The sequence below is a fragment of the Streptomyces sp. R41 genome (assembly GCF_041053055.1).
In the GTDB taxonomy this organism is placed as follows: Bacteria; Actinomycetota; Actinomycetes; order Streptomycetales; family Streptomycetaceae; genus Streptomyces.
Genome location: NZ_CP163443.1, coordinates 10061834 through 10082800, shown reverse-complemented (window position 1 = coordinate 10082800; position 20967 = coordinate 10061834). Strand labels below are relative to the sequence as shown.

Annotated in this window: 16 protein-coding genes; 10 read left to right on the top strand and 6 right to left on the bottom strand. The window is 71.4% G+C overall.

Going from position 1 to position 20967, the window contains the following annotated elements; all coding sequences use genetic code 11:
• The first annotated feature begins 3 nt into the window (after positions 1 to 3).
• The 3 genes from AB5J53_RS45925 (at position 4) to AB5J53_RS45915 (ending at position 3096) form a co-directional block, all read left to right on the top strand.
• The gene (locus AB5J53_RS45925) at positions 4 to 1125 is read left to right on the top strand and encodes a VWA domain-containing protein (protein WP_369251510.1); all 1122 of its coding nucleotides are present in this window, start codon (positions 4 to 6) and stop codon (positions 1123 to 1125) included.
• A gap of 105 nt (positions 1126 to 1230) precedes the next feature.
• Positions 1231 to 2349 (top strand): XdhC family protein, encoded by a 1119-nt coding sequence (locus AB5J53_RS45920; RefSeq protein WP_369251509.1) that lies wholly within the window; start codon positions 1231 to 1233, stop codon positions 2347 to 2349.
• A 69-nt stretch (positions 2350 to 2418) separates the two neighbouring features.
• On the top strand, positions 2419 to 3096 hold the full coding sequence (locus AB5J53_RS45915) for an SRPBCC family protein (protein WP_369251508.1): 678 nt from the start codon (positions 2419 to 2421) through the stop codon (positions 3094 to 3096).
• 5 nt (positions 3097 to 3101) lie between these two features.
• Here AB5J53_RS45915 and AB5J53_RS45910 read toward each other — a convergent pair whose 3' ends face one another.
• The 3 genes from AB5J53_RS45910 to AB5J53_RS45900 all read right to left on the bottom strand — a co-directional run bounded on the left by AB5J53_RS45910 (position 3102) and on the right by AB5J53_RS45900 (position 7056).
• Positions 3102 to 4019: an aminoglycoside phosphotransferase family protein gene (locus tag AB5J53_RS45910; RefSeq protein WP_369251507.1), complete on the bottom strand. Its 918-nt coding sequence runs from the start codon at positions 4017 to 4019 to the stop codon at positions 3102 to 3104.
• Positions 4020 to 4052: 33 nt separating this feature from the next.
• Positions 4053 to 4559 (bottom strand): metallophosphoesterase, encoded by a 507-nt coding sequence (locus AB5J53_RS45905; RefSeq protein ID WP_369251506.1) that lies wholly within the window; start codon positions 4557 to 4559, stop codon positions 4053 to 4055.
• Between the two features lie 64 nt (positions 4560 to 4623).
• Positions 4624 to 7056, bottom strand: coding sequence for a SpoIIE family protein phosphatase (locus AB5J53_RS45900; protein ID WP_369251505.1), 2433 nt, complete (start codon positions 7054 to 7056; stop codon positions 4624 to 4626).
• Positions 7057 to 7277: 221 nt separating this feature from the next.
• Here AB5J53_RS45900 and AB5J53_RS45895 point away from each other — a divergent pair, with 221 nt between their 5' ends.
• Entirely contained in the window at positions 7278 to 9437 is a 2160-nt protein-coding gene (locus AB5J53_RS45895; protein ID WP_369251504.1) for a SpoIIE family protein phosphatase, read from the top strand.
• A 185-nt stretch (positions 9438 to 9622) separates the two neighbouring features.
• On the opposite strand, the gene AB5J53_RS45890 is transcribed toward AB5J53_RS45895, so the two are convergent.
• Positions 9623 to 10978, bottom strand: a complete 1356-nt coding sequence (locus AB5J53_RS45890; RefSeq protein ID WP_369251503.1) for a S1 family peptidase — start codon at positions 10976 to 10978, stop codon at positions 9623 to 9625.
• A 194-nt stretch (positions 10979 to 11172) separates the two neighbouring features.
• Between AB5J53_RS45890 and AB5J53_RS45885 the strand changes: the two genes are divergently transcribed.
• The 5 genes from AB5J53_RS45885 to AB5J53_RS45865 all read left to right on the top strand — a co-directional run bounded on the left by AB5J53_RS45885 (position 11173) and on the right by AB5J53_RS45865 (position 18231).
• The gene (locus AB5J53_RS45885) at positions 11173 to 11586 is read left to right on the top strand and encodes a PaaI family thioesterase (protein ID WP_369251502.1); all 414 of its coding nucleotides are present in this window, start codon (positions 11173 to 11175) and stop codon (positions 11584 to 11586) included.
• A 480-nt stretch (positions 11587 to 12066) separates the two neighbouring features.
• Positions 12067 to 12282 (top strand): type A2 lantipeptide, encoded by a 216-nt coding sequence (locus tag AB5J53_RS45880; protein ID WP_362023982.1) that lies wholly within the window; start codon positions 12067 to 12069, stop codon positions 12280 to 12282.
• Between the two features lie 90 nt (positions 12283 to 12372).
• On the top strand, positions 12373 to 13182 hold the full coding sequence (locus AB5J53_RS45875; protein ID WP_369251501.1) for an HlyD family efflux transporter periplasmic adaptor subunit: 810 nt from the start codon (positions 12373 to 12375) through the stop codon (positions 13180 to 13182).
• Positions 13179 to 15401: an NHLP family bacteriocin export ABC transporter peptidase/permease/ATPase subunit gene (locus AB5J53_RS45870; RefSeq protein WP_369251500.1), complete on the top strand. Its 2223-nt coding sequence runs from the start codon at positions 13179 to 13181 to the stop codon at positions 15399 to 15401. Before AB5J53_RS45875 ends, AB5J53_RS45870 begins: the two co-directional genes overlap by 4 nt.
• A gap of 1 nt (position 15402) precedes the next feature.
• Positions 15403 to 18231: an NHLP bacteriocin export ABC transporter permease/ATPase subunit gene (locus AB5J53_RS45865; RefSeq protein WP_369251499.1), complete on the top strand. Its 2829-nt coding sequence runs from the start codon at positions 15403 to 15405 to the stop codon at positions 18229 to 18231.
• A gap of 4 nt (positions 18232 to 18235) precedes the next feature.
• On the opposite strand, the gene AB5J53_RS45860 is transcribed toward AB5J53_RS45865, so the two are convergent.
• Both AB5J53_RS45860 and AB5J53_RS45855 read right to left on the bottom strand, forming a co-directional pair.
• On the bottom strand, positions 18236 to 18772 hold the full coding sequence (locus tag AB5J53_RS45860) for an SRPBCC family protein (protein WP_369251498.1): 537 nt from the start codon (positions 18770 to 18772) through the stop codon (positions 18236 to 18238).
• Positions 18773 to 18778: 6 nt separating this feature from the next.
• Positions 18779 to 19216, bottom strand: a complete 438-nt coding sequence (locus AB5J53_RS45855) for an ArsR/SmtB family transcription factor (protein ID WP_369251497.1) — start codon at positions 19214 to 19216, stop codon at positions 18779 to 18781.
• Positions 19217 to 19426: 210 nt separating this feature from the next.
• On the opposite strand from AB5J53_RS45855, the gene AB5J53_RS45850 reads away from it, so the two are divergent.
• The gene (locus AB5J53_RS45850; protein WP_369251496.1) at positions 19427 to 20938 is read left to right on the top strand and encodes an MFS transporter; all 1512 of its coding nucleotides are present in this window, start codon (positions 19427 to 19429) and stop codon (positions 20936 to 20938) included.
• Positions 20939 to 20967: the final 29 nt, after the last annotated feature.

Here is a 20967-nt window from a genome sequence, read left to right as displayed (position 1 = left end):
AGCATGGGACGCGAGGACACCATCGACGCGTCCGCCGTCCTGGTCGGGTTCGCCCGAGCCCTGCGCACGGCCGGTGTCGACGCCGCGCCCGACCGCGTGCAGGCCTTCCTCGGCGCGCTCGGTCTCCTCGACCCAGGCGTGCGATCCGATGTGTACTGGGCGGGACGGCTCACCCTGTGCGGGAGCCAGGACGATCTCGAACGCTACGAACGGGTCTTCGCGGCCTACTTCGGCGCGAAGGCGGAAGGCGCCCCGCCGCGGTCCACGCCCGCGCCACGGCTGCGCATGGTCGTCCGCGACGCCGGTCCCGTTCCTCCCACGGCGACCCAGGCCCGGGAGGACGCCGTACCGACGGCCACGCTCGCCAGCTCCACCGACGTGCTGCGCCACCGCGACTTCGCCGGGCTCACCGCGGCCGAGCGGGAGCAACTGCGGCGGCTGCTGGCCGCGTTCCGGCTGCGCGGCGAGGTGCGGCGCTCCGCGCGGCGGCACCCGGCTCGGCGTGGCAGCGTGGATCCGGGGCGCACCGTACGGGAGATGCTGCGGCGCGGCGGTGAGCCGGCCCGGCTGCGGCTGCACGACAGGGCCGAGCGCCCGCGCCGGGTCGTGCTGCTCGTGGATGTGAGCGGCTCGATGGCCCCGTACGCGGACGCGCTGCTGCGGTTCGCGCACGCGGCCTCGCACGGCACCGGCACGGAGGTGTTCACCATCGGCACCCGGCTGACCCGGGTGACCCGCGAGCTCGCGCACCGCGACCCCGACGCGGCCATGGCGGCACTGGCGGCGGCGGTCCCCGACTGGCGCGGCGGCACCCGGCTCGGCGAGATGCTGCGCGGCTTCCTGGACCGCTGGGGCCGGCGGGGCATGGCGCGCGGCGCGGTCGTGGTGGTGCTCTCGGACGGCTGGGAGCGTGGCGATCCGGCTCTGCTCGCGGCACAGATGCGACGCTTGCACCGGCTCGCGCACCGGGTGATCTGGGCCAATCCGCGCAAGGCCCGCCCCGGCTACGCACCCCTGGCCGGCGGGATGGCGGCGGCGCTGCCGAGCGTGGACGCCTTCGTCGAGGGGCACAGCCTGGCCGCGCTGGAGCGTCTGGCGGCGGTGGTGAGAGGAGCGGACCCTTGAGGAGAACGGGATCCTGCGAAGAGGGCGGGGCCTTGAGGAGCACCGGCCCCTACGGAAAGGGCGGACCCTTGAGGCAGACGCACCCCGCGGTGAAGGGAGCGAGCGATGCGTGACATCCTCCCGGCGCTGAACCAGTGGTACGCGGCGGGGTCGCCGTTCGGGCTCGCCACGGTGGTGACGGTGAGCCGCAGCACGCCCCGCGACCCGGGCGCGGCCATGGCCGTGGGCCCGGCCGACGAGGTCGTGGGCAGTGTGTCCGGCGGCTGTGTGGAGGGCGCGGTCTTCGAGCTGGCCCAGGAGGTCGTGGAGTCCGGCGAGGCACGTTTGGAGACCTTCGGGTACAGCGACGAGGACGCCTTCGCCGTCGGGCTCACCTGCGGCGGGGAGATCACGCTGCTCGTCCGCCGGGTGTCCCCCGCCGACGACCCGTCCTTCGGTGCGGTGGCCGAGTCGGTGGCCGCGGGCCGCCCGGTGACGGTGGCGACGGTGATCGACGGACCGGCGCCGCTCGGGGCCACGCTCGCCGTGTGGCCGGACGAGGAGTCGGGGCCGTCCGGTGGGGTGTCGGGCTCCCTCGGATCGACGGGTCTGGACGTCGCCGTCGCCGCCGACGCGCGCGGCGAGCTGGCCCAGGGCGCCACGATCCGGCGGCACTACGGGCCGCACGGCGAGCGCCGCGAAGACGCGGTCACGGTCTTCCTCAACTCCTTCGCGCCACCGCCCCGGATGCTGGTCTTCGGCGCGATCGACTACGCGGCCGCGGTGGCCAGGATCGGCGCCTTCCTGGGCTACCGGGTCACGGTGTGCGACGCCCGGCCGGTCTTCGCCACACCGAAACGGTTCCCGGAGGGCGTGGAGGTCGTCGTCGACTGGCCGCACCGCTATCTGGGCGGTACGACGACCGACGCGCGCACCGTGATCTGCGTTCTCACCCACGACCCGAAGTTCGACGTGCCCCTGCTGGAGGAGGCTCTGCGCCGCCCGGCCGCGTACATCGGGGCGATGGGCAGCCGTCGTACGCACGACGAGCGGATGAAACGGCTGACCGACGCCGGTCTCTCGGAGCGTGATCTGTCCCGGCTGCGCTCGCCCGTCGGGCTCGACCTCGGGGCCCGTACGCCCGAGGAAGTCGCTGTGTCGGTCGCCGCGGAGATCGTCGCGCTGCGGTGGGGCGGCAGCGGAGCGCCCCTGTCAGCCACGGGCGGGGCGATCCATCCGAGGTAGTCCCATCCAGGAGCAGTCGCAGGAGCCCGATCCAGGAGTCTGCCGGCCAGCTCGACCCAGGAGGAAATGATGGATCTGCACCACGAGTTCACGGTCCCCGTCCCGGTCGAGGACGCCTGGCAGGTGCTCCTCGACATCGAGCGGGTCGCCCCCTGCATGCCGGGCGCGACGGTCGAGGACTACGACGGCAAGACCGTGACCGGCTCGGTGAAGGTGAAGGTGGGCCCGATCACGCTGACGTACCGGGGCACCGCCGTCTTCGAGGAGCAGGACGAGACGGTGCACCGGATGGTGCTGATCGCGAGCGGCAAGGAGTCACGCGGCCAGGGCACGGCGCGGGCCAGGGTCACGGGCACACTCGCCGAACGCGACGGCGGCACGGCCGTGTCGGTTGACACCGATCTGACGGTGACGGGGCGTCCGGCGCAGTTCGGGCGCGGAGTCATGGCGGAGGTGGGCGACAAGCTGGTCGGGCAATTCGCGGACTGTCTCTCCGAGCGCCTCGAAGAATCGGGCCGGCCCGAGGAAGCGTCCCACCGACCCGAGGCACGAGCAGAGGAGCCCGTCCGCCTCGAAGAATCCGAGCTGCTCCACGAGCCTTCGGTTTCGGTGCGTTCCGAGGCTGAGCCGATCGACCTGCTCCGGACGGCGGGGGTACCGGTCGCCAAGCGGTTGGGCGTGGCGCTCGCCGCGGCCGTCGCCGCGGCGCTGGTGTTCTTGCGCCTACGACGCCGTCGGCGCCCCTGAGCCGGTCAGCCGGCCGCGTCGCGGTGATCGGCGATCACCTGCTCCAGGTGGTGCAGCGCCACGGTCACCCGAGCCGGATCCTTCTGGAAGAACGGATCGTCCGACACGGGCAGGGATCCGGCGAGCGCCCAGCCGCGACCCCGGGCCCATGTCGCGTCGTCCAGATCGAGCGCGGCACGGAAGGCGCCGCGTGCCCGGGCGGGCAGGAACATCCACGCGGGCAGCAGATCGACGGCCGGGTCGCCCACGGCGAGCGTTCCGAAATCGATGACCGCGCTCAACCGGCCGTCGACGGCGAGGAGATTGCCGGTCGCCAGGTCGCCGTGGATCCACACCGGCGGAGCGTCCCAGGCCGGCGCCGCGAGCGCCGCTTCCCACACCTCCGTCACCGCGTCGGTGTCGACCATGCCCTTGAGCGCCTCGATCTTGGGGCGGACGCGTGCGTCGGCGGCCAGGGAGTCCCGCGCGTCCCCCATCGGCACACCGCGGAACGCGTTGCTCGGCTCGGGGCCGGGACCGCCGGAGGCGTCGAGCCTCTGCAGTGCGGTGATGAACTCGGCGAGCTGCACGGCCGCTCCGACCGGATCGGCCAGGCCCTGCGTCGTGGCCGTCTCCCCCTCCAGCCATCGGTAGACGGACCAGGGGTAGGGGTATCCCTCCCCCGGCTCTCCCTTCACCAGTGGTTCGGACACGGGCAGCGGCAGGTGCGGCGCGAGACGCGGCAGCCATGTGTGCTCGCGTTCCACCTGGCCGACCCAGTGGGAGTAGCGCGGCAGCCGTACGGACAGGTCGTCGCCCAGCCGGAAGGTGGCGTTGTCCATGCCCGACAACGGGACGGGCGACAGGGGCAGTTCGGCCCACTGGGGGAACTGCGCCGCCAGCAGACGGCGTACGAGATCGGCGTCGATCAACACGCCGTCCATCTCAGTGGGAGCGGGTGCCGGCCGTCCAGTCGATTAGCCGGTCCGCGGCGGCAGTCGGTGCAGTGTCACATCGGTGAGCCGGCCGTCCGCCGCTGTCGCGGTCATGTACGTGCAGTGGGGCTGGCGGCGGCGGTCGGTCGGCGAGCCGGGGTTGAGGAGGCGCAGGCCGGTCTCCGTCGTCGTGTCCCAGGGGATGTGGCTGTGCCCGAAGACCAGGACGTCGAGGTCGGGGAAGCGCTCGGCGCAGCGGTGCTCGCGGCCCTGGGCGGCACCGGTGTCGTGGACGACTCCGAGGCGCAGGCCGCCCAGTTCGGCGCGGGCGACCTCGGGAAGGCGGGCGCGCAGTGCCGGACCGTCGTTGTTGCCGTACACGCCGACGACCGCGCGGGAGCGGTCCTCCAGCAGGTCGAGAGTGGCGGTGTCCACCCAGTCGCCCGCGTGGATGACCACGTCGGCGAGCGGGAGTTCGGTAAGGAGCTGGGCAGGCAGTTGCCTGGCCCGCTTCGGGAGGTGGGTGTCGGACATCAGCAGCAGACGCACACCCTCAGGGTGTCACTCCCCCACGATTCCGCGTCGCGCGCCCATGGCCCGACCGCGCACGCGGTCACTCCAGCAGGACCTCGCTCCACACCTGCTTCCCGCCGCTCACCGGCACCGTCCCCCAGGCCGCCGACATGGCCTCGACCAGGAGGATGCCGCGGCCGCCGGTGGCCTCCCAGCCGATGCTGGTGGGCTTGATCGGCGAGCGCGGCGAGTTGTCGGCGACCGCGACCCGCAGACGGTGGTTGATCAGGGTGAGGTCCATCCGGACCTGGCCGTCGGTGTGCACGAGGGCGTTGGTGACGAGCTCGGAGACGACGAGGAGTACGGCGTCCAGGTTGTCGCTCACGCCCCAGGTGCGCAGCGTGCGCCTGGTGAAGCGGCGGGCGTGCCGGACCGCCTCGGGGACGCGCCAGACGGTCCAGCTCTCGCGGAGCGGACGCGTCGCCAGGCCGTCGTAGCGCATCAGGAGCAGGGCCACGTCGTCGCTGCGGTTGGCGCTCGTGAGCAGTCCGTCGGCCACGAGTCCGAGGTGGGCGGGGTCGGAGGCCGCCAGCTCCGAGGCGAGCCGGTTCAGGCCGTCCTCGATGTCGACCTCGACGGACTCGACGAGACCGTCCGTGGTCAGGGCCACGATCGAGCCGGGCTGGAGCCGCAGCGGGCTCATGGGGAAGTCGGCCTGGGTGACGACGCCGAGCGGCGGCCCGCCGTCCGACTCGAGGATCTCCGTGCGGCCGTCCGGGTGACGCAGCACCGGCGGCAGATGTCCGGCGCGGACGTACCAGGCGGAGCCCTCCTCCATGTCCACGTCAACGTAGCAGCAGGTGGCGAAGAGGTCCGTCTCGAGGTCCATGAGGAGACGGTTGGCGTGCGAGACCACCACGTCGGGAGGATGCCCTTCGATGGCGTAGGCGCGCAGAGCCGTACGCATCTGGCCCATGAGGGTCGCGGCCGAGGCGTTGTGTCCCTGGACGTCGCCGATGACGAGGGCGACATGATTGCCGGGCAGCGGGATCACGTCGTACCAGTCGCCGCCGACCTCCAGACCGGCCGTGGTCGGCAGATAGCGGGCGACGGCGACCGCGCCGGGCAGCCGAGGCAGCCGGCGTGGGAGCAGAGAGCGCTGGAGCATGCCGATGAGCTCGTGTTCGGCGTCGAAGGCGTGGGCGCGCACCAGGGCCTGGCCCGTGAGCGCCGCGGCGGCGGTGAGCAGGGTGCGTTCGTCGGGGCCGAAGTCGTGCGGGGTGTCCCAGCCGATCAGGCACGCGCCGGCCATCCGTCCGCCGGCGGGCAGCGGCAGGACGGCGAGGCCGCCGGGGCCCACCTCGGCGAGAGCGGGTTCCAGGGGCGCCCCGGCGGGCCAGATGGCGGAGCGCCCCTCGCTGAGGGCCGCGGCGAGCGTCGGCATGGCCCGGACGGGTGCGTCGGGCCATTCCGAGCGCCATTCGGTGCGCCACAGCTCGGGCCAGGCCTCGGGCTCCGGCGGGTCCAGGACCGTGACGACGAGTCGGTCGCCCTCCAGTTCGGCGAGGGCGATCCGGTCGGCCTGGAGGGGCTTGCGGAGGGCGGTGACCACGGCGCGGCCCACATCGCGGACGGTGCCCACGGTGGCGAGGGCGGTGGCGAGCCGCTGGACGCGCGCCACGTCATTGACGCCGGTGCGCAGCTTCGAAGCCTCGGACACCGTGCCGACGAGTCGTGCGGGCCGGCCTTCGATGCCGGGCAGCAGGCGGGCGCGCAGACGCAGCCACTTCTGCCCGCCGGAGGGCCCCAGAATCCGGAACTCCAGCTCACGGTCGCCGACGGACATGTGGTCCGGCTCCACCGCGGACATCAGCGAGGGGAGGTCCTCGGGCACCGTCATCGACAGCAGCGTCTCCACCTTGCCGTCGAAGTCGTCCGGGCTGAGACCGAACAGCTCCAGCATCTCGTCGTCGACCTCGACCTGCCCGGTGTCCATGGCGAGGCTGAAGGAGCTGGCGGGCAGGGCCTCGGTGTCCTGCGCCTCGGCGGGCGAGGGGCAGACGACGGCCTCGGCGAGCAGGCCCAGATACTCCCGGTCCTCGGAACCGAAGCCGCCCGGGTTCTCGGTGACGGCTACCAGGCAACCGTCGTCCCGCAGCGGCAGCACGCCCAGCGAGAACTCCTGCGACGGCAGCCGCCGGGCGTCCGTCCAGCGGCCGAGCTCCTCGGGGCCGTGCCACAGCGGCCGGCCCGAGCGGTGGGCGTCCGCCGCGGGGGACCCGCCGGAGAGGGGATAGCTGTCGCGCAGCCCGTACAGCGTCCTCGGCAGCCCGGCGGACTCGGCCAGGTGCAGTTCGTCGCCGCTCTCGCTCGGTGAGTACACCGCGGCGAGGGTCACGCTGGTGAAGACGAGCGCCTGTTCCAGGACGCGGCGCAGCCGCTCGCGCGGGTCCAGGTCCGTGGTGAGCGTCTTGAGGGCAAGTTCGGCACGCAGCGTTCTCGTTCTGCGTTCCGCCGCGCCCTCACTGACCACGTCCGCAATTACAGCGCTTCCGGGACGCTCGCGCAGCCCCTGTGACCGTTCCGAGCCTGTCGGGCCTGCGACATCGCTGTCACGGCGTGGTATCCGAGCGTCGGGGGACCCCGGGGGGTCTTCCACCGTGCGGCGCGTACGACGGGTCCGCTCGCCGTGCGGGAAGGGCCGCCAGGAGAGAGCCTTGATCCCTGGGATCCGTCGCGCGGCCCTGCGAGGAGGTGGTCGGCGTGTCCGACTGGCAGGGGTCCGGGCAGGCGCCGGCGGGGGGTCGACCGGCGCCGGTCGGACGGCCGCTGCTGTCGCTGACGCTGGCCGCGATGATGGACGACGTCCACGCCCACTCCGGCGCGGTCTATCTGCTGGCGCCCCGCGAGCCGGTCCTGGAGATGGCGGTCATGGCGGGGCTGCCCAGGGCCTTCGCCGCGCCGTGGGAGCGGGTGGGGCTGAGCGCGCCGATCCCGGTGGCCGAGGCGGTACGGGAGCGGCGGCTGATCTGGGTCAGCGGCGAGGAGCAGATGGCCAGCCGCTATCCGCGGATCGCCGTGGTGCTCCCCTATCCCTTCGCGCTGGCGGCGCTCCCCGTGGCGACCGCGAACAAGGCGTACGGCGCCGTCTTCGTGACCTGGCCCGGCTCGCACCCGCCGGAGCTGTCCGACCGGGAACGCGACCATCTCACCGCGGCCTGCGACCGGCTCGCGCTGCGCCTGGAACGGGCCGCCGAGGAGCATCGTCCCGTACACCCCGAGCCGGACCTGCTGGCACCCGCCGCCGCAGCGACCGTGGCCGGCACACTCGGCACGGTGGAGGCCGCGCGGATGGCGGCGCGGCTGCCGTACGGGCTGTGCGCGCTGGATCTGTACGGGCGGATCAGCTACGCGAACACGGCGACGGCCGAGCTGCTCGGCGTCCCGGTCAGCGCACTGCTGGGCACCCAGCTGTGGGCGGCGGTGCCCTGGCTCAACGACCCCGTCTACGAGGACCGCTACCGTGCCGCGCTGCTCAGCCAGCAGGTGACCTCGTTCGTGGCGCTGCGGCCGCCCGGCGACTGGCTGTCGTTCCGCCTCTATCCCAGTACGAACGGGCTGAGCGTGCGCATCTCGCGGGCCCGGGCGGTGGCCGAGATGACGCGTACCGAGCCGCAGCGCGGTGACGACACCCCTCGCCTGGTGACCATCTCCCATGTGCTGAGTCTGGCGAGCGCGCTCACGGAGGCGGCGGGCGTGCAGGACGTGGTGCAGCTGGTCGCGGACGAGATCGCGCCCGCCGTCGGCAGCCAGGCCCTGGTCGTCCTCGGCACGCAGGCCGGGCGCCTCCATGTGCTCGGGCATCGGGGGTATCCGGACGCGCACATCGTGGAGCGCTTCGACGGGATGCCGCTCAGCGCGCAGACTCCTGGTACCCATGCGCTGAACTCCGGCGTTCCCGCCTTCTTCGACTCGCTTCAGCAGCTGGAGCGCGTCTACCCGTCCCGGAACGCGACACCGGACGGCATGGCCGCGTGGGCGTATCTGCCGCTCATCGCGTCCGGGCGGCCGGTGGGCACCTGCGTCCTGGCGTACGCGCAGCCGCACGCCTTCCCCGCCGATGAGCGTGCCGTCCTGACGAGTCTGGGCGGGCTGATCGCGCAGGCGCTGGAGCGTGCCCTCCTCTACGACGCCAAGTTCAAGCTGGCGCACGGTCTGCAGGCCGCGCTGCTGCCGCACTCGCTGCCGTCGCTGCCCTCGATCGAGGCGGCCGCGCGTTATCTCCCGGCCTCGCAGGGCATGGACATCGGCGGGGACTTCTACGACCTGATGCCCTCGCGCGGCCGGGCCGCGGCGGTGATCGGCGACGTGCAGGGCCACAACGTGACGGCGGCGGGCCTGATGGGGCAGATCCGCACCGCAGTACGGGCGTACACGACCGTCGGTCAGTCACCGGAGGAAGTGATGCGCAGCACCAACCGCCTGTTGATCGATCTGGGCACCGACCTCTTCGCCAGCTGTCTGTATCTGCGTCTCGACCCCGCGCGCGAGGTGGCCGTCATGGCGCGCGCGGGCCACCCGCCGCCGTTGCTGCGGCGGCCGGACGGCAAGGTCAGGGTGCTCGACCTGGCGGGCGGGCCGCTGCTCGGGATCGACGCGTCGGCCACGTATCCGACGACCGAGGTGCCGTTCACCCCCGGCTCCGTGCTCGCCCTCTATACCGACGGTCTGATCGAGTCCCCCGGCGTCGACATCGAGGACGCCCTCGCCGACCTCGGCCGGCAGCTCGCCGAGACCGGCGACCAGCCCCTGGACACGCTGGCCGACAGCCTCGTACAGCATGGCGAGACGGCGACGCAGGAGCGGCCCGACGATGTCGCGCTGCTCCTGCTGCGGGCGTGCCCACACGACTGAACAGGCCTCGGGCGCCGCCCGGGGGGGGCGGTCCGTACGCCGGGCGGTCCGTACGCCGGGCGGTCCGTACGCCGGGCGGTCCGTACGCCGGGCGGTCCGGCCCTCCCGCCGGAGGGCCGGACCCGTCCACTGCCGACCGGGACCGCTGTTCCGCGGCCGGGTCAGTGGTTCTTGGTGACCGGCCGTCAGGGGGTGGTGGTCACCAGGCCCGAGCCGTCGTCCACGCCGGTGCCGGACTGGTCGTCCGCGGCTCCGCTCGGGTCCGCGGCGCCACCGGCCTGATCGTCGGCGCCACCGGCCTGGTCGCCCGCGCCCGCCGGGTCGCTGGCGCCGGCGCTCGGGTCGGCCGCGCCGTCGTCGCCGGCCCCGGCCCCGGCCCCGGCCCCTGCCCCTGCGTCTCCCGCGCCGAGCGTCGCACCGACCGCTGCCAGCGCGGTCGTGACGGGCTGGAAGAAGGTCTCACCGCCGGTGGTGCAGTCGCCGCTGCCGCCCGAGGTCAGGCCGATCGCGCTGCCGTCCTGGGTGAACAGGGAGCCGCCACTGTCGCCCGCCTCGGCGCAGACGTCGGTCTGGATGAGACCGGTGACGGTGTCGACACCGTTGGGGTCGGTTTCACTCTGGAAGTTGACGGTGGCGTCGAGACCCGTGACCGAACCATCGTGCAGACCGGTGGTGCTGCCCATCCGGAGGACCTGCTGACCGACCGTGGCCTCCGCCGCCTGGGTGATCTGGACGGTCTGCCCGTTGCCGACGTTGACCTCGCTCGGCGCCTGCGTGTTGGGGTCGTCGTACTTCACGAGTGAGAAGTCGCCGGCACCGGGGAAGGTTGCCTGGTCGACGGTCGCGATCGGTTGGCCGTCCTGCGAGTCCGACCACTGGGCGGCCGCGACACCGCAGTGCCCGGCGGTGAGGAAGGCGGGGCTGCCGTCGCTCGCGGTGACGTTGAAGCCGAGGGAGCAGCGGACGCCGCCGCCGTTCGCCTGGGCGAAGATGGCGTCACCGCCCGACACGAACGTCTTGAACGTGCCGGCGGACTTCTTGACGGCTGCCACACCGGAACCGAGCGAGTCGACGGTCGACGTCAGCTTGTTCCACTTGGCACCCGTGACCGTGCTGTCGGCGGTGACTTGGATCTTGTTGGTCTTCGGGTCGACGGCCCACGCCGTGCCCGGGATCGTCGCGTCCGTCTTCAGCGTCTTGGCGGCGGCCTGGAGCGTGGAGGTGCTGTTCTGCACCTCGTTGGCGACGGCGCCGGCCTTCTCGATCTGGTTGACGACATTGCTGTTGTCGCCGACGACGTTGATGATGAGCTGCTGCTTCGAGCCGTCGTAGTACGACCCGGCGAAGGCGTCACCCAACTGGGAGGCGAGCTGCGAGGCGACGTCCGCGACATCGGTCGCCTTGAACGTCTTCGGGGTGGCGTCGTCCGAGTTCGTCTGGGACGCGTTGGCATTGGGCAGCAGAAGTGCCGCCGCTCCGAGCGCCGCCACGCTTCCTGCCGCGAGGGCGGCCTTGCGCTTGGGTATCCGTTTGTGACTCAACTCTTGACCTCCTGGGGACGGGGTCGATGCCGCCGTCCGGCAGCTGACTGGGGGCGCCTGGATGGTTGTTGATACGCGTGAGCCACGTGGGTTGTTCAACTGCCTTTAAGAAAGGCAGGAGTTACCTCGGCGAAAGGCATGGATTACCAGGCAATCCCGCCCTTGTGCCGAGTGACCGGGGAACAATGCCTCGTATGACGCTGAACCTCGCCGAAGCCGACAAGATCCTCGCCGACCACTTCGCCCCCTGGGTGCTCGACCTCGGCCTGTCCGTGGTGGAGTTGGGTGACCAGCGCGCCGTCCTGCGGCTGCCGTGGTCCGCGCGACTCGCCCGGGAGGGCGGCTCGCTGTCCGGCCAGGCGCTGATGGCCGCGGCCGACACGGCGACCGTGATCGCGGTGTCCGCGGCGCGCGGCGCCTTCGTGCCCATGACCACCGTCCAGCAGTCCACCAGCTTCCAGCGGGCGGTGACGGACGCGGACGTGCTGGTCGAGGCGGTCCTCACCAAGTTGGGCCGCCGGATGGCCTTCGCGGACATCACCATGACCGCCGAGGGGTCGCAGGAGATCGCGGCGCGGGCGAGCACGGTGTACGCGCTCCTGGGCTGAGCGGTCCGCGCACCTCCGCGCACGACACAGTCCGCTACTGATCGGTAACGGTCCGTTCCCGACCAAGAACGGAATCCTGGCTTCAGCGAATCTGCACATCGAATACGCAACGAAGCCACGGCGCGCGACAGATCTGCACAGTCGCGCGCCCCCCTCCGCGCCATTGCGACGGGACTGTCCCATTCGATCCCGGGTCGGCAAGGGTGCGCACGAACCGATGCCGCGCAGCATGTGAAGAAGTCGCCGCAAAGACGTGTGCACGCCTGCACGGTTGGACGGTGGAAGTGCTCAAGTGCCCAGGTGAGAGCCCTGGTTGATTGGATACGCGCCATGCGGGCGTGCTTTGATCCGTTGCACCGCGGGGGTCGCACCAAGGCTCCCGGAAACGGGCGCCGCGCGCTCGCGGTGGCGGCCGTCATCTGTCCCCCAGAGGGGGCCGCTCCCCCCTTATGAAATATCCAGACGAAGGGAAGTTCCACCATGAACTCCACCCCCCGTGTTGAGACCGCTGAGATCTCGGACGCCGACCTCGACAACGTCTCCGGCGGCCTGTCGCTGAACGCCGTTGGCACCGTCACCGGCCTGGTCGACAGCGTTGCCCCGGTCTCCGGCCTCGTGGGCACGGCCGTCGGCACCGTCGAGGGTGTGACCGGCCTGAACACCGCCCCGGTCACCGGCCTGGTTGCCGGTCTCTGATCGCATTTCATGCCGTTGAGTCCCGGAACCGCTTCCCGGTTCCGGGACTCTCGGATGTCGTAAATCTCTCGAACAGGTGAGGGAAGTCCCGTGCAGTTCCGCCAACAGGCCCTCGCCAAGCTGCAATCACCCGAAGAGCTGGACCTTCCGGTGCGCTTCGCCCGCCCTCAGGGCTGGCTCGTGCTGTCCGTGACGGTCGTCGTCATGGCGGCCGCGTCGGTGTGGGCCGTGACGGGCACCGTCGCGTCCACGGTCGGCGCACCCGCCATCCTCACGCACGGGGAGGGCAGTTACGTCCTGCAGAGCCCCGTCGCGGGGCAGGTCACCGCGGTCCTCGCCAAGGAGGGCGAACGGCTCGCCGCGAACGCCCCCGTACTGAAGGTCCGTACGGCGCAAGGGGAAACGGCCGTCGTCCGGACGGTCGCCGCCGGCCGCATCACCGCGCTCGCCGCCACCATCGGCGCGATCATCTCGACCGGCGCGAATGTCGCCGCCGTGGAAAAAGTCGCGCATGCCGACGATCCGCTGTACGCGACCGTGTACGTCCCCGCCGAGAACGCCTCCACGATTCCCGCGAACGCCGCCGTCGACCTCACCGTCCAGTCGGTGCCGACCCAGCAGTACGGGGTGCTGCGCGGCCATGTGAAGTCGGTCGACCGGACCGTGCAGACCCAGCAGCAGATCGCCTCCTTCCTCGGTGACAGCCAACTGGGCGAGCAGTTCACCAAGAAGGGCAGGCCGGTGGCCGTCCTGGTCCGCCTCGACCGCTCCTCCGGCACGAAGAGCGGCCTCAAGTGGTCCTCGGCTGACGGGCCGCCGTTCGCGCTCACCTCCATGACCCTGGCCACGGGTTCGATCCGCATGGCCGATCAGCGCCCCATCGATTGGCTCCTGCCGTGACCACCGCACACGACACCCGGGGCAGACGCCGGGCCGCCCCACCGAAGCGCACGGTTCCCAAGGGCAGGCGGAAGACCGTCCGCACGCCCACCGTGCTCCAGATGGAGGCCGTCGAGTGCGGCGCGGCCTCCCTCGCCATGGTCCTCGGCCACTACGGCCGGCACATCCCGCTCGAAGAGCTGCGCATCGCGTGCGGTGTCTCGCGGGACGGCTCACGCGCCAGCAACCTGTTGAAGGCGGCGCGCAGTTACGGCCTGACGGCCAAGGGCATGCAGATGGACACGGCCGCGCTCGCCGAGGTGAGGGCGCCCGCGATCCTGTTCTGGGAGTTCAACCACTATGTCGTGTACGACGGCATGGGGCGCCGCTTCGGACGACGCGGCGTGCACATCAACGACCCCGGCAAGGGCCGCCGTTTCGTGCCGATGGAGGACTTCGACACGAGCTTCACCGGGGTCGTCCTGGTCATGGAGCCGGGGCCCGACTTCCGCAAGGGCGGCCGCAAACCGGGGGTCCTGGGCGCCATGCCGGCCCGGCTGCGCGGCACGTCGGGCACCATGCCCGCAGCGGTGCTGGCGAGTCTGCTGCTGGTGGCGGTCGGCGCGGCGGTGCCCGCGCTCAGCCGGACGTACATCGACCAGTATCTGATCGGTGGCCAGAGCTCGCTGCTCGGCGTGCTGTTCGCGTCGATGGGTGCCTCCGTGCTGCTCACGGTGGTGCTGACCTGGTTGCAGCAGGCGAATCTGCTGCGCGGCCGCATCATCTCCTCGACGCTCTCCAGCGCCCGCTTCCTGCGGCATCTGCTGCGGCTGCCGGTGACGTTCTTCTCCCAGCGCAGCCCGGCCGACCTGGTGCAGCGGCTCCAGTCGAACGACGCCGTGGCCGAGACCCTGGCCCGCGATCTCGCGGCGGCCGGTGTGGACGCGGTCGTGGTCGTGCTCTACGCCGTGCTGCTCTACACCTACGACCCGCAGCTCACCGCCGTGGGCATCGGCGTCGCGCTGCTCAACGTGGTGGCCATGCGGGTGGTGATCCGGCTGCGCGCGACCCGCACCGCGAAGCTGCGCGCGGACACCGCCCGGCTCACCAACACGGCCTACACCGGACTCCAGCTGATCGAGACGATGAAGGCCACCGGCGGCGAGGACGGCTACTTCCGCAAGTGGGCGGGACAGCACGCCACCACTCTGGAGGAGCAGCAGCGCCTCGGTGTGCCCAGCGCCTGGCTGGGCGTGGTCGCGCCGACGCTCGCCACGCTCAACTCGGCGCTGATCCTGTGGATCGGCGGTATGCGCGCCATCGAGGGGCACATCTCGGTGGGTCTGCTGGTCGCCTTCCAGGCCCTCGTCACCCGCTTCACCGCGCCGATCACCCGCCTCAACGGGGTCGCGGGCCGCATCCAGGACTTCGCGGCCGATGTCGCCCGCCTCAAGGACGTCGAGAACTTCCAGGCCGACCCGCTCTACGCCCGTTCCGGCACCGGCGAGTCCACCCGCCGTCTGCACGGCCATGTCGAGCTGGAGAACATCACGTTCGGCTACAGCCCGCTCGACAAGCCGCTCCTCACCGGCTTCTCGCTGACGGTCGGCCCGGGGCAGCAGGTCGCCCTTGTCGGCGGCTCGGGCAGCGGCAAGTCCACGGTCTCCAGGCTGATTTCGGGCCTGTACGCCCCCTGGGAAGGCACGATCCGTATCGACGGACAGCGCCTGGAGGACATCCCGCGCGGCGCCCTCGCGGCCTCGGTCTCCTTCGTCGACCAGGACGTCTTCCTCTTCGAGGGAACGGTCCGCGACAACATCGCGCTGTGGGACCCGTCGATCCCGGACGACGCCGTGGTCGCGGCCCTTGAGGACGCGGCGCTGTACGACGTGGTCATGCGCCGCCCCGGCGGCATCCACAGCCAGGTCGAGCAGGACGGGCGCAACTTCTCCGGTGGCCAGCGTCAACGGCTGGAGATCGCACGGGCGTTGGTCCGCAGGCCCAGCATCCTCGTGCTCGACGAGGTGACCAGCGCGCTGGACGCGGAGACCGAGCAGACCGTCATGGACAACCTGCGCAAGCGCGGCTGCGCCTGTGTCGTGATCGCGCACCGGCTCAGCACGGTGCGCGACAGCGACGAGATCGTCGTACTTCAGCACGGCACGATCGTGGAACGCGGGCGGCACGACGCCCTGGTGGCGGCCGGCGGCCCGTACGCCGAGCTGGTCAAGGAGCGATGAGATGACCACGGTTCACGAGGGCGTTCACGAGGGAGACCTCGTCCTCGGCGCGCTCGGCGGTATGGGCACGCCGATCGACTGCTCCGGCCTCAACCGCCTCGATCTGGAAGGCCCGCAAGTCCTCTGGCTCGTCGCGGCGGGCGCCATGGACCTGTTCGCGGTCGACGCCGCCCAGCAGGGCCACTGGCACCACCTCGGCCGCCTCGAGGCGGGCTCCCTTCTCCTCGGCCCGGTCGCGGGACCCCAACACACGCTCGTGGGACGGCCGCTGCGCGACTGCGTGGTGCACCGGATCGTGCTGCGCGAGCTGTACCAGCCGGTCAACACCGAGACCTGGTCGTACGACGATTACGGCAACCCCCAGTACGTTCCGCCGACGTCGAGCCCGCTGGAGTACGCCCTCGCCCTCGGCGTCGGCCGTAGCCTCTCCGTTCTGTTCCAGGCTCCGATGGCCACGGAGAACGCCGCCGCGCTCACGGACGACGACGTCTTCTGGATGCAGGTGCCGCCGGGCAGTGTGCAGTACGGCTCGCTGTACGGCGCGGAAGCGGCAGCCGATCTGCTGATGGACTCCGGTGTCTGGCAGGGCATGGTCGATCAGCAGTACCGGCTGCTGACCACGCTCGACCGCTGGATCGAGCAGCTGGAGGCCAGCCACGAGGACCGTACGGCGGCCGGCATCAAGGCGGGTGAGGCCGTCCGCGCCCAGGCCGACCGGACCCTGCTCGCCTCCATCGGCAAGTCGTCGGCCAAGCGCCCCACAGCGGCCGACGCGGACGCCTCGTACGCGGCGTGCAAGCTGGTCGCGCGCGAGGCCGGGATCACTCTCGCGGAGTCCGCGCAGAGCGGGACGGAGAGCGACCGGCTCGACCCGGTCGAACGGATCGCGCTCGCCTCGCGCGTCCGCACCCGTGCCGTACGCCTCGACGGGCGCTGGTGGCGCGACAACATCGGTCCGCTGATCGGCCACCGGGCCGTGTCCGGTGCGCCGGTCGCGCTGCTGTGGCGGCGCGGCGGATATGTGGCCGTGCAGCCGTCCTCGGGGCGCGAGACGCCGGTCGAGAAGGCGAACGCGGCGGAGTTCGAGCCGCGGGCCGTGATGTTCTACCGTCCGCTGCCCGAGCGGAAGCTGAGCCCGCTGCGGCTGCTGCGCTTCTGCCTTCAGGGCACAGGTGGCGACTTGCGCAACCTCGCGATCAGCGGTCTGGTGACCGTCGCGATCGGCGCGCTGGTGCCGATCGCCACCGGCAAGGTGCTCGGCGAGTACGTGCCGAGGGCCCAGCACGGCCTCATCGTGCAGGTCTGCCTGGCCATCATGATCACCAGCATCGTGTCGGCGGCGTTCATGCTGCTGCAGAACCTCACGATGCTGCGGATGGAGGGCCGGATCGAGGCCACCCTCCAACCGGCCGTGTGGGACCGGCTGCTCAGGCTGCCGACCAAGTTCTTCACCTCCCGCTCGACCGGTGAACTCGCCAGTGCCGCCATGGGCATCAGCGCGATCCGCCGGCTCCTCGCCGGTGTCGGCCCGACGGTCGCGCAGGCGGGCACGGTCGGCGCGATGAACCTGGGGCTGCTGTTCTGGTACAGCGTGCCGATGGCGCTGGCCGCGATCGGCATGCTCGTCGTCATCGCCGCCGTGTTCCTGGGCCTCGGCCTGTGGCAGGTGCGCTGGCAGCGACGGCTTGTCGTGCTCAGCAACAAGCTGAACAACCAGGCCTTCCAGACCCTGCGCGGACTGCCCAAGCTGCGGGTCGCGGCGGCCGAGAACTACGCGTACGCCGCCTGGGCGAGCGAGTTCGCGCGCAGCCGTGAGCTCCAGCAGAAGGTCGGCCGCATCAAGAACCTCACCACGGTGATGGGCGCGGTGTATCTGCCGCTCTGTTCCCTGCTGATGTTCATGCTGCTGGCGGGCCCGGCGCACGGCTCGCTGTCGGCCGCGGACTTCCTCACCTTCAACACGTCGATGACGATGCTGCTGACCTCGGTCACCCAGATCACCGGCGCGTTCGTCTCGGCGGCGGCCGCGCTGCCGATGTTCGAGGAGATCAGGCCGGTGCTCGACGCGACGCCCGAGGTACGCGTGGCGAGCACCCGTCCGGGCATCCTGTCCGGCGGCATCGAGGCCCGACGGCTCTCCTTCCGGTACACCGACGACGGCCCGCTCGTCCTCGACGACGTGTCGTTCGACATCAGGCCGGGCGAGTTCGTGGCGATCGTCGGCCCCAGCGGCTGCGGCAAGTCCACGCTGCTACGGCTGCTCATCGGCTTCGACAAGCCGGTCTCGGGCAGCGTGCTGTACGACGGCCAGGATCTGGCGGCCCTCGACCAGTCCGCCGTACGCCGTCAGTGCGGTGTGGTGCTCCAGCACGCGCAGCCGTTCACCGGCTCGATCCTGGACTGCATCTGCGGCACCGAGCCGTACACCCCCGAGGAGGCGATGGCGGCGGCCGAGATGGCGGGCCTGGCCGAGGACATCAAGCGCATGCCGATGGGTCTGCACACGATCGTCTCGGGCAGCGGTGCGATCTCCGGCGGTCAGCGCCAGCGTCTGATGATCGCCCAGGCGCTGATCCGCCGCCCTCGCATCCTCTTCTTCGACGAGGCGACCAGTGCCCTGGACAACGAGACGCAGCGCACGGTCATCGAGAGCACCCGGGCGCTCAACGCCACAAGGGTCGTGATCGCGCACCGCCTGTCCACGGTGATGGACGCGGACCGTGTGATCGTGATGGAGGACGGCCGGGTCGCCCAGCAGGGCCCGCCCGCGCAGCTGTTGGCGGACACGGGCGGGCGGCTGCACGAGCTGGTGCGGCGGCAGATGCGGTGAGCGGTCAGTCGAGGCCCGGGACCGGTGCGCCCGAGGGGACGCCGGCCTCGATGTAGCCGCGATAGATCTCCTTCCAGGGCGCACCGGCACCGGCGTGCGGGCCTTCGAAGCGCTCGCCCCGCGCCTTCGCGTCGAGGGCTGCCAGGCACACCTCCCAGCCCGCCCCGTTGCGCGCGGCGGTGTTCTCCGCCACCAGCACGTTGGTCAGCGTGAAGTGCGTGCGCTTCTCGTCCAGGGCTTCGAGGTCGAAGTGCAGCTCGTCGCCGCCCCATTCGACGGAGAGGTGGCGCGGCGCGTCGACCGCGATGACGCGCCCCGTCGACTCCTCCATGTTCGGATCGCCGCTGAACGTGATGGTGCCGCCGGGCCGCAGTTCGATCTCGGCGCGGGACGGGAACCACTCGGCCAGCTCGTCCGGGTCGGTCACGAACTGCCAGACGCGGTCGACGGGGTGGTCGTAGGTCCGGCTGAAGCGGACGGCGGGGCGCCCGTCGTCGAGGGTGAGGTAGGTGCCCGTCAGGGCGATGGGTTCGGCGGACATGGCGGCTCAGTCCTTCGGGGAGGGGGCTTCGTCGTTCAGGAGGGGCTCTTCGTCGATCGGGAAGAATTCTTCGGTGTTCGGGAAGAGTCCTTCGGCGTTCGCGAAGAGTCCTTCGGGGTCGTCCGACGGCTCCCCCACCGCCTCGTCCAGGCGACGGCCGAGGGCGTCGAGGCTCTCGTTCCACAGCTTGCGGTACGGGGCCAGCCAGGCGTCGAGCACGGCGATCGGCGCGGGGTCGAGGGCGTAGACACGGCGCTGCGCGTCCTGCCGTACCCGCACGAGTCCCGCGTCCCGCAGCACTCGCAGATGCTTCGAGGTGCTCGGCTGACTCAGACCGCACGCCTCGACGATCTCACCGACGGCTCGCGGCCGCTCCAGGAGCAGCGCGACGATCGCGCGGCGGTGCGAGTCGGCGAGCGCGGCCCAGAGAGAGGCGTCGGACATGGCTCCAATATGCCTCTGCAGTTATATTCCCGTCAAGGAATACGCGGGCGTCGGCAGGTGTGACGGGCGCCTCACCCGCACCCTCAGCGAAACGTTGCCGTTTCGCTGAGGGTGGTCTAGGCTCGATGTGTACGAAACAGTTTCGTTTACGTACGTGTTACCTCGAGCGACGTCCGTTTCCCTGAGCGACTTCCCTGGAGTGGTTCTCCCATGTCTCAGACCCTGACCGACGGCACCCGAGCGGGCGCGGTCGACGCACCGCCCGCAGAGGCGTCGAAGCGGCGCTGGCTGATCCTCGCGATCATCGGCATCGCGCAGCTGATGGTGGTCCTCGACGCCACCATCGTGAACATCGCCCTGCCGTCCGCCCAGGCGGATCTGGGCTTCTCCGACGGCAACCGGCAGTGGATCGTCACCGCGTACTCCCTGGCCTTCGCCTCGCTCCTCCTGCTCGGCGGGCGCATCGCGGACCTCTTCGGGCGCAAGCCCGCCTTCCTGATCGGTGTCGCCGGTTTCGCCGCGGCCTCCGTGCTCGGTGGCGCGTCCACCAGCTTCGGGATGCTGGTCACCGCCCGCGCCCTCCAGGGCGTCTTCGGCGCGCTCCTCGCGCCCGCCGCGCTCTCGCTGCTGAACACGACCTTCACCGACGCCAGGGAACGCGCCAAGGCGTTCAGCGTGTACGGCGCGATCGCCGGCGCCGGTGGCGCGGTGGGTCTGCTGCTCGGCGGTGTGCTGACCGACGCGCTCGACTGGCGCTGGACACTGTTCGTCAACATCGTCTTCGCGATCGTCGCCTTCGCCGGTGGCTGGGTGCTGCTGACCAATCACCGTGACGCGGCGAACTCCAAGCTCGACCTGCCGGGCACGCTGCTGGTCTCCTCCGGTCTCTTCGCCCTGGTCTACGGCTTCTCCAACGCCGAGACGCACGACTGGAGTTCGCCCGCCACCTGGGGCTTCCTGGCCGCGGGCGGTGTCCTGCTGACCGCGTTCACCTGGTGGCAGACCCGGGCCAAGCACCCGCTGCTGCCCATGCGCGTACTGCTCGACCGCAACCGCGCCGCCTCGTTCCTCACCGTCCTGATCACCGGCGCGGGCATGTTCGGCGTCTTCCTCTTCCTCACCTACTACCTGCAGCTGAACCTGGGCTTCAGTCCGACCAGGACCGGCGTCGCCTTCCTGCCGATGATGGCGGCCCTGATGGTCATGGCCCAGGTCTCCACCACGATGCTGGTGCCGCGGATCGGGCCGAAGGCCGTCATCCCCGCGGGCTTCGCGATCGCCGCGGTGGGCATGGCATGGCTGACCGGCATCGGCCTCGACTCGTCCTTCTCGACCGACGTACTGCCGCAGTTGCTCCTGATCGGCGCGGGCCTCGGCATCGTGATGCCGCCGGCCATGTCGCTGGCCACCAGCGGAATCGCCCCGGAGGACGCCGGTGTCGCCTCCGCGACCGTCAACACCATGCAGCAGGTGGGCGGTTCGATCGGTACGGCGCTGCTGAACACTCTCGCCGCGAGCGCCGCGACGAGCTATCTGTCCGGCAAGGACGCGACCGACAAGCTGGTCCAGGCCCAGTCGACGATCGAGAGCTACACCACCGCCTTCTGGTGGTCGGCCGGCTTCTTCGTCGCGGGCGCGCTGATCGGCTTCCTGCTCTACCGCCGCGGGAAGCTGGAGCGGGCCGAGAACGGTGCGGACGCCGCTCCGGTCGTCCACATGTGACCGGCTCCTGATCCGATCACCCGCCAGGC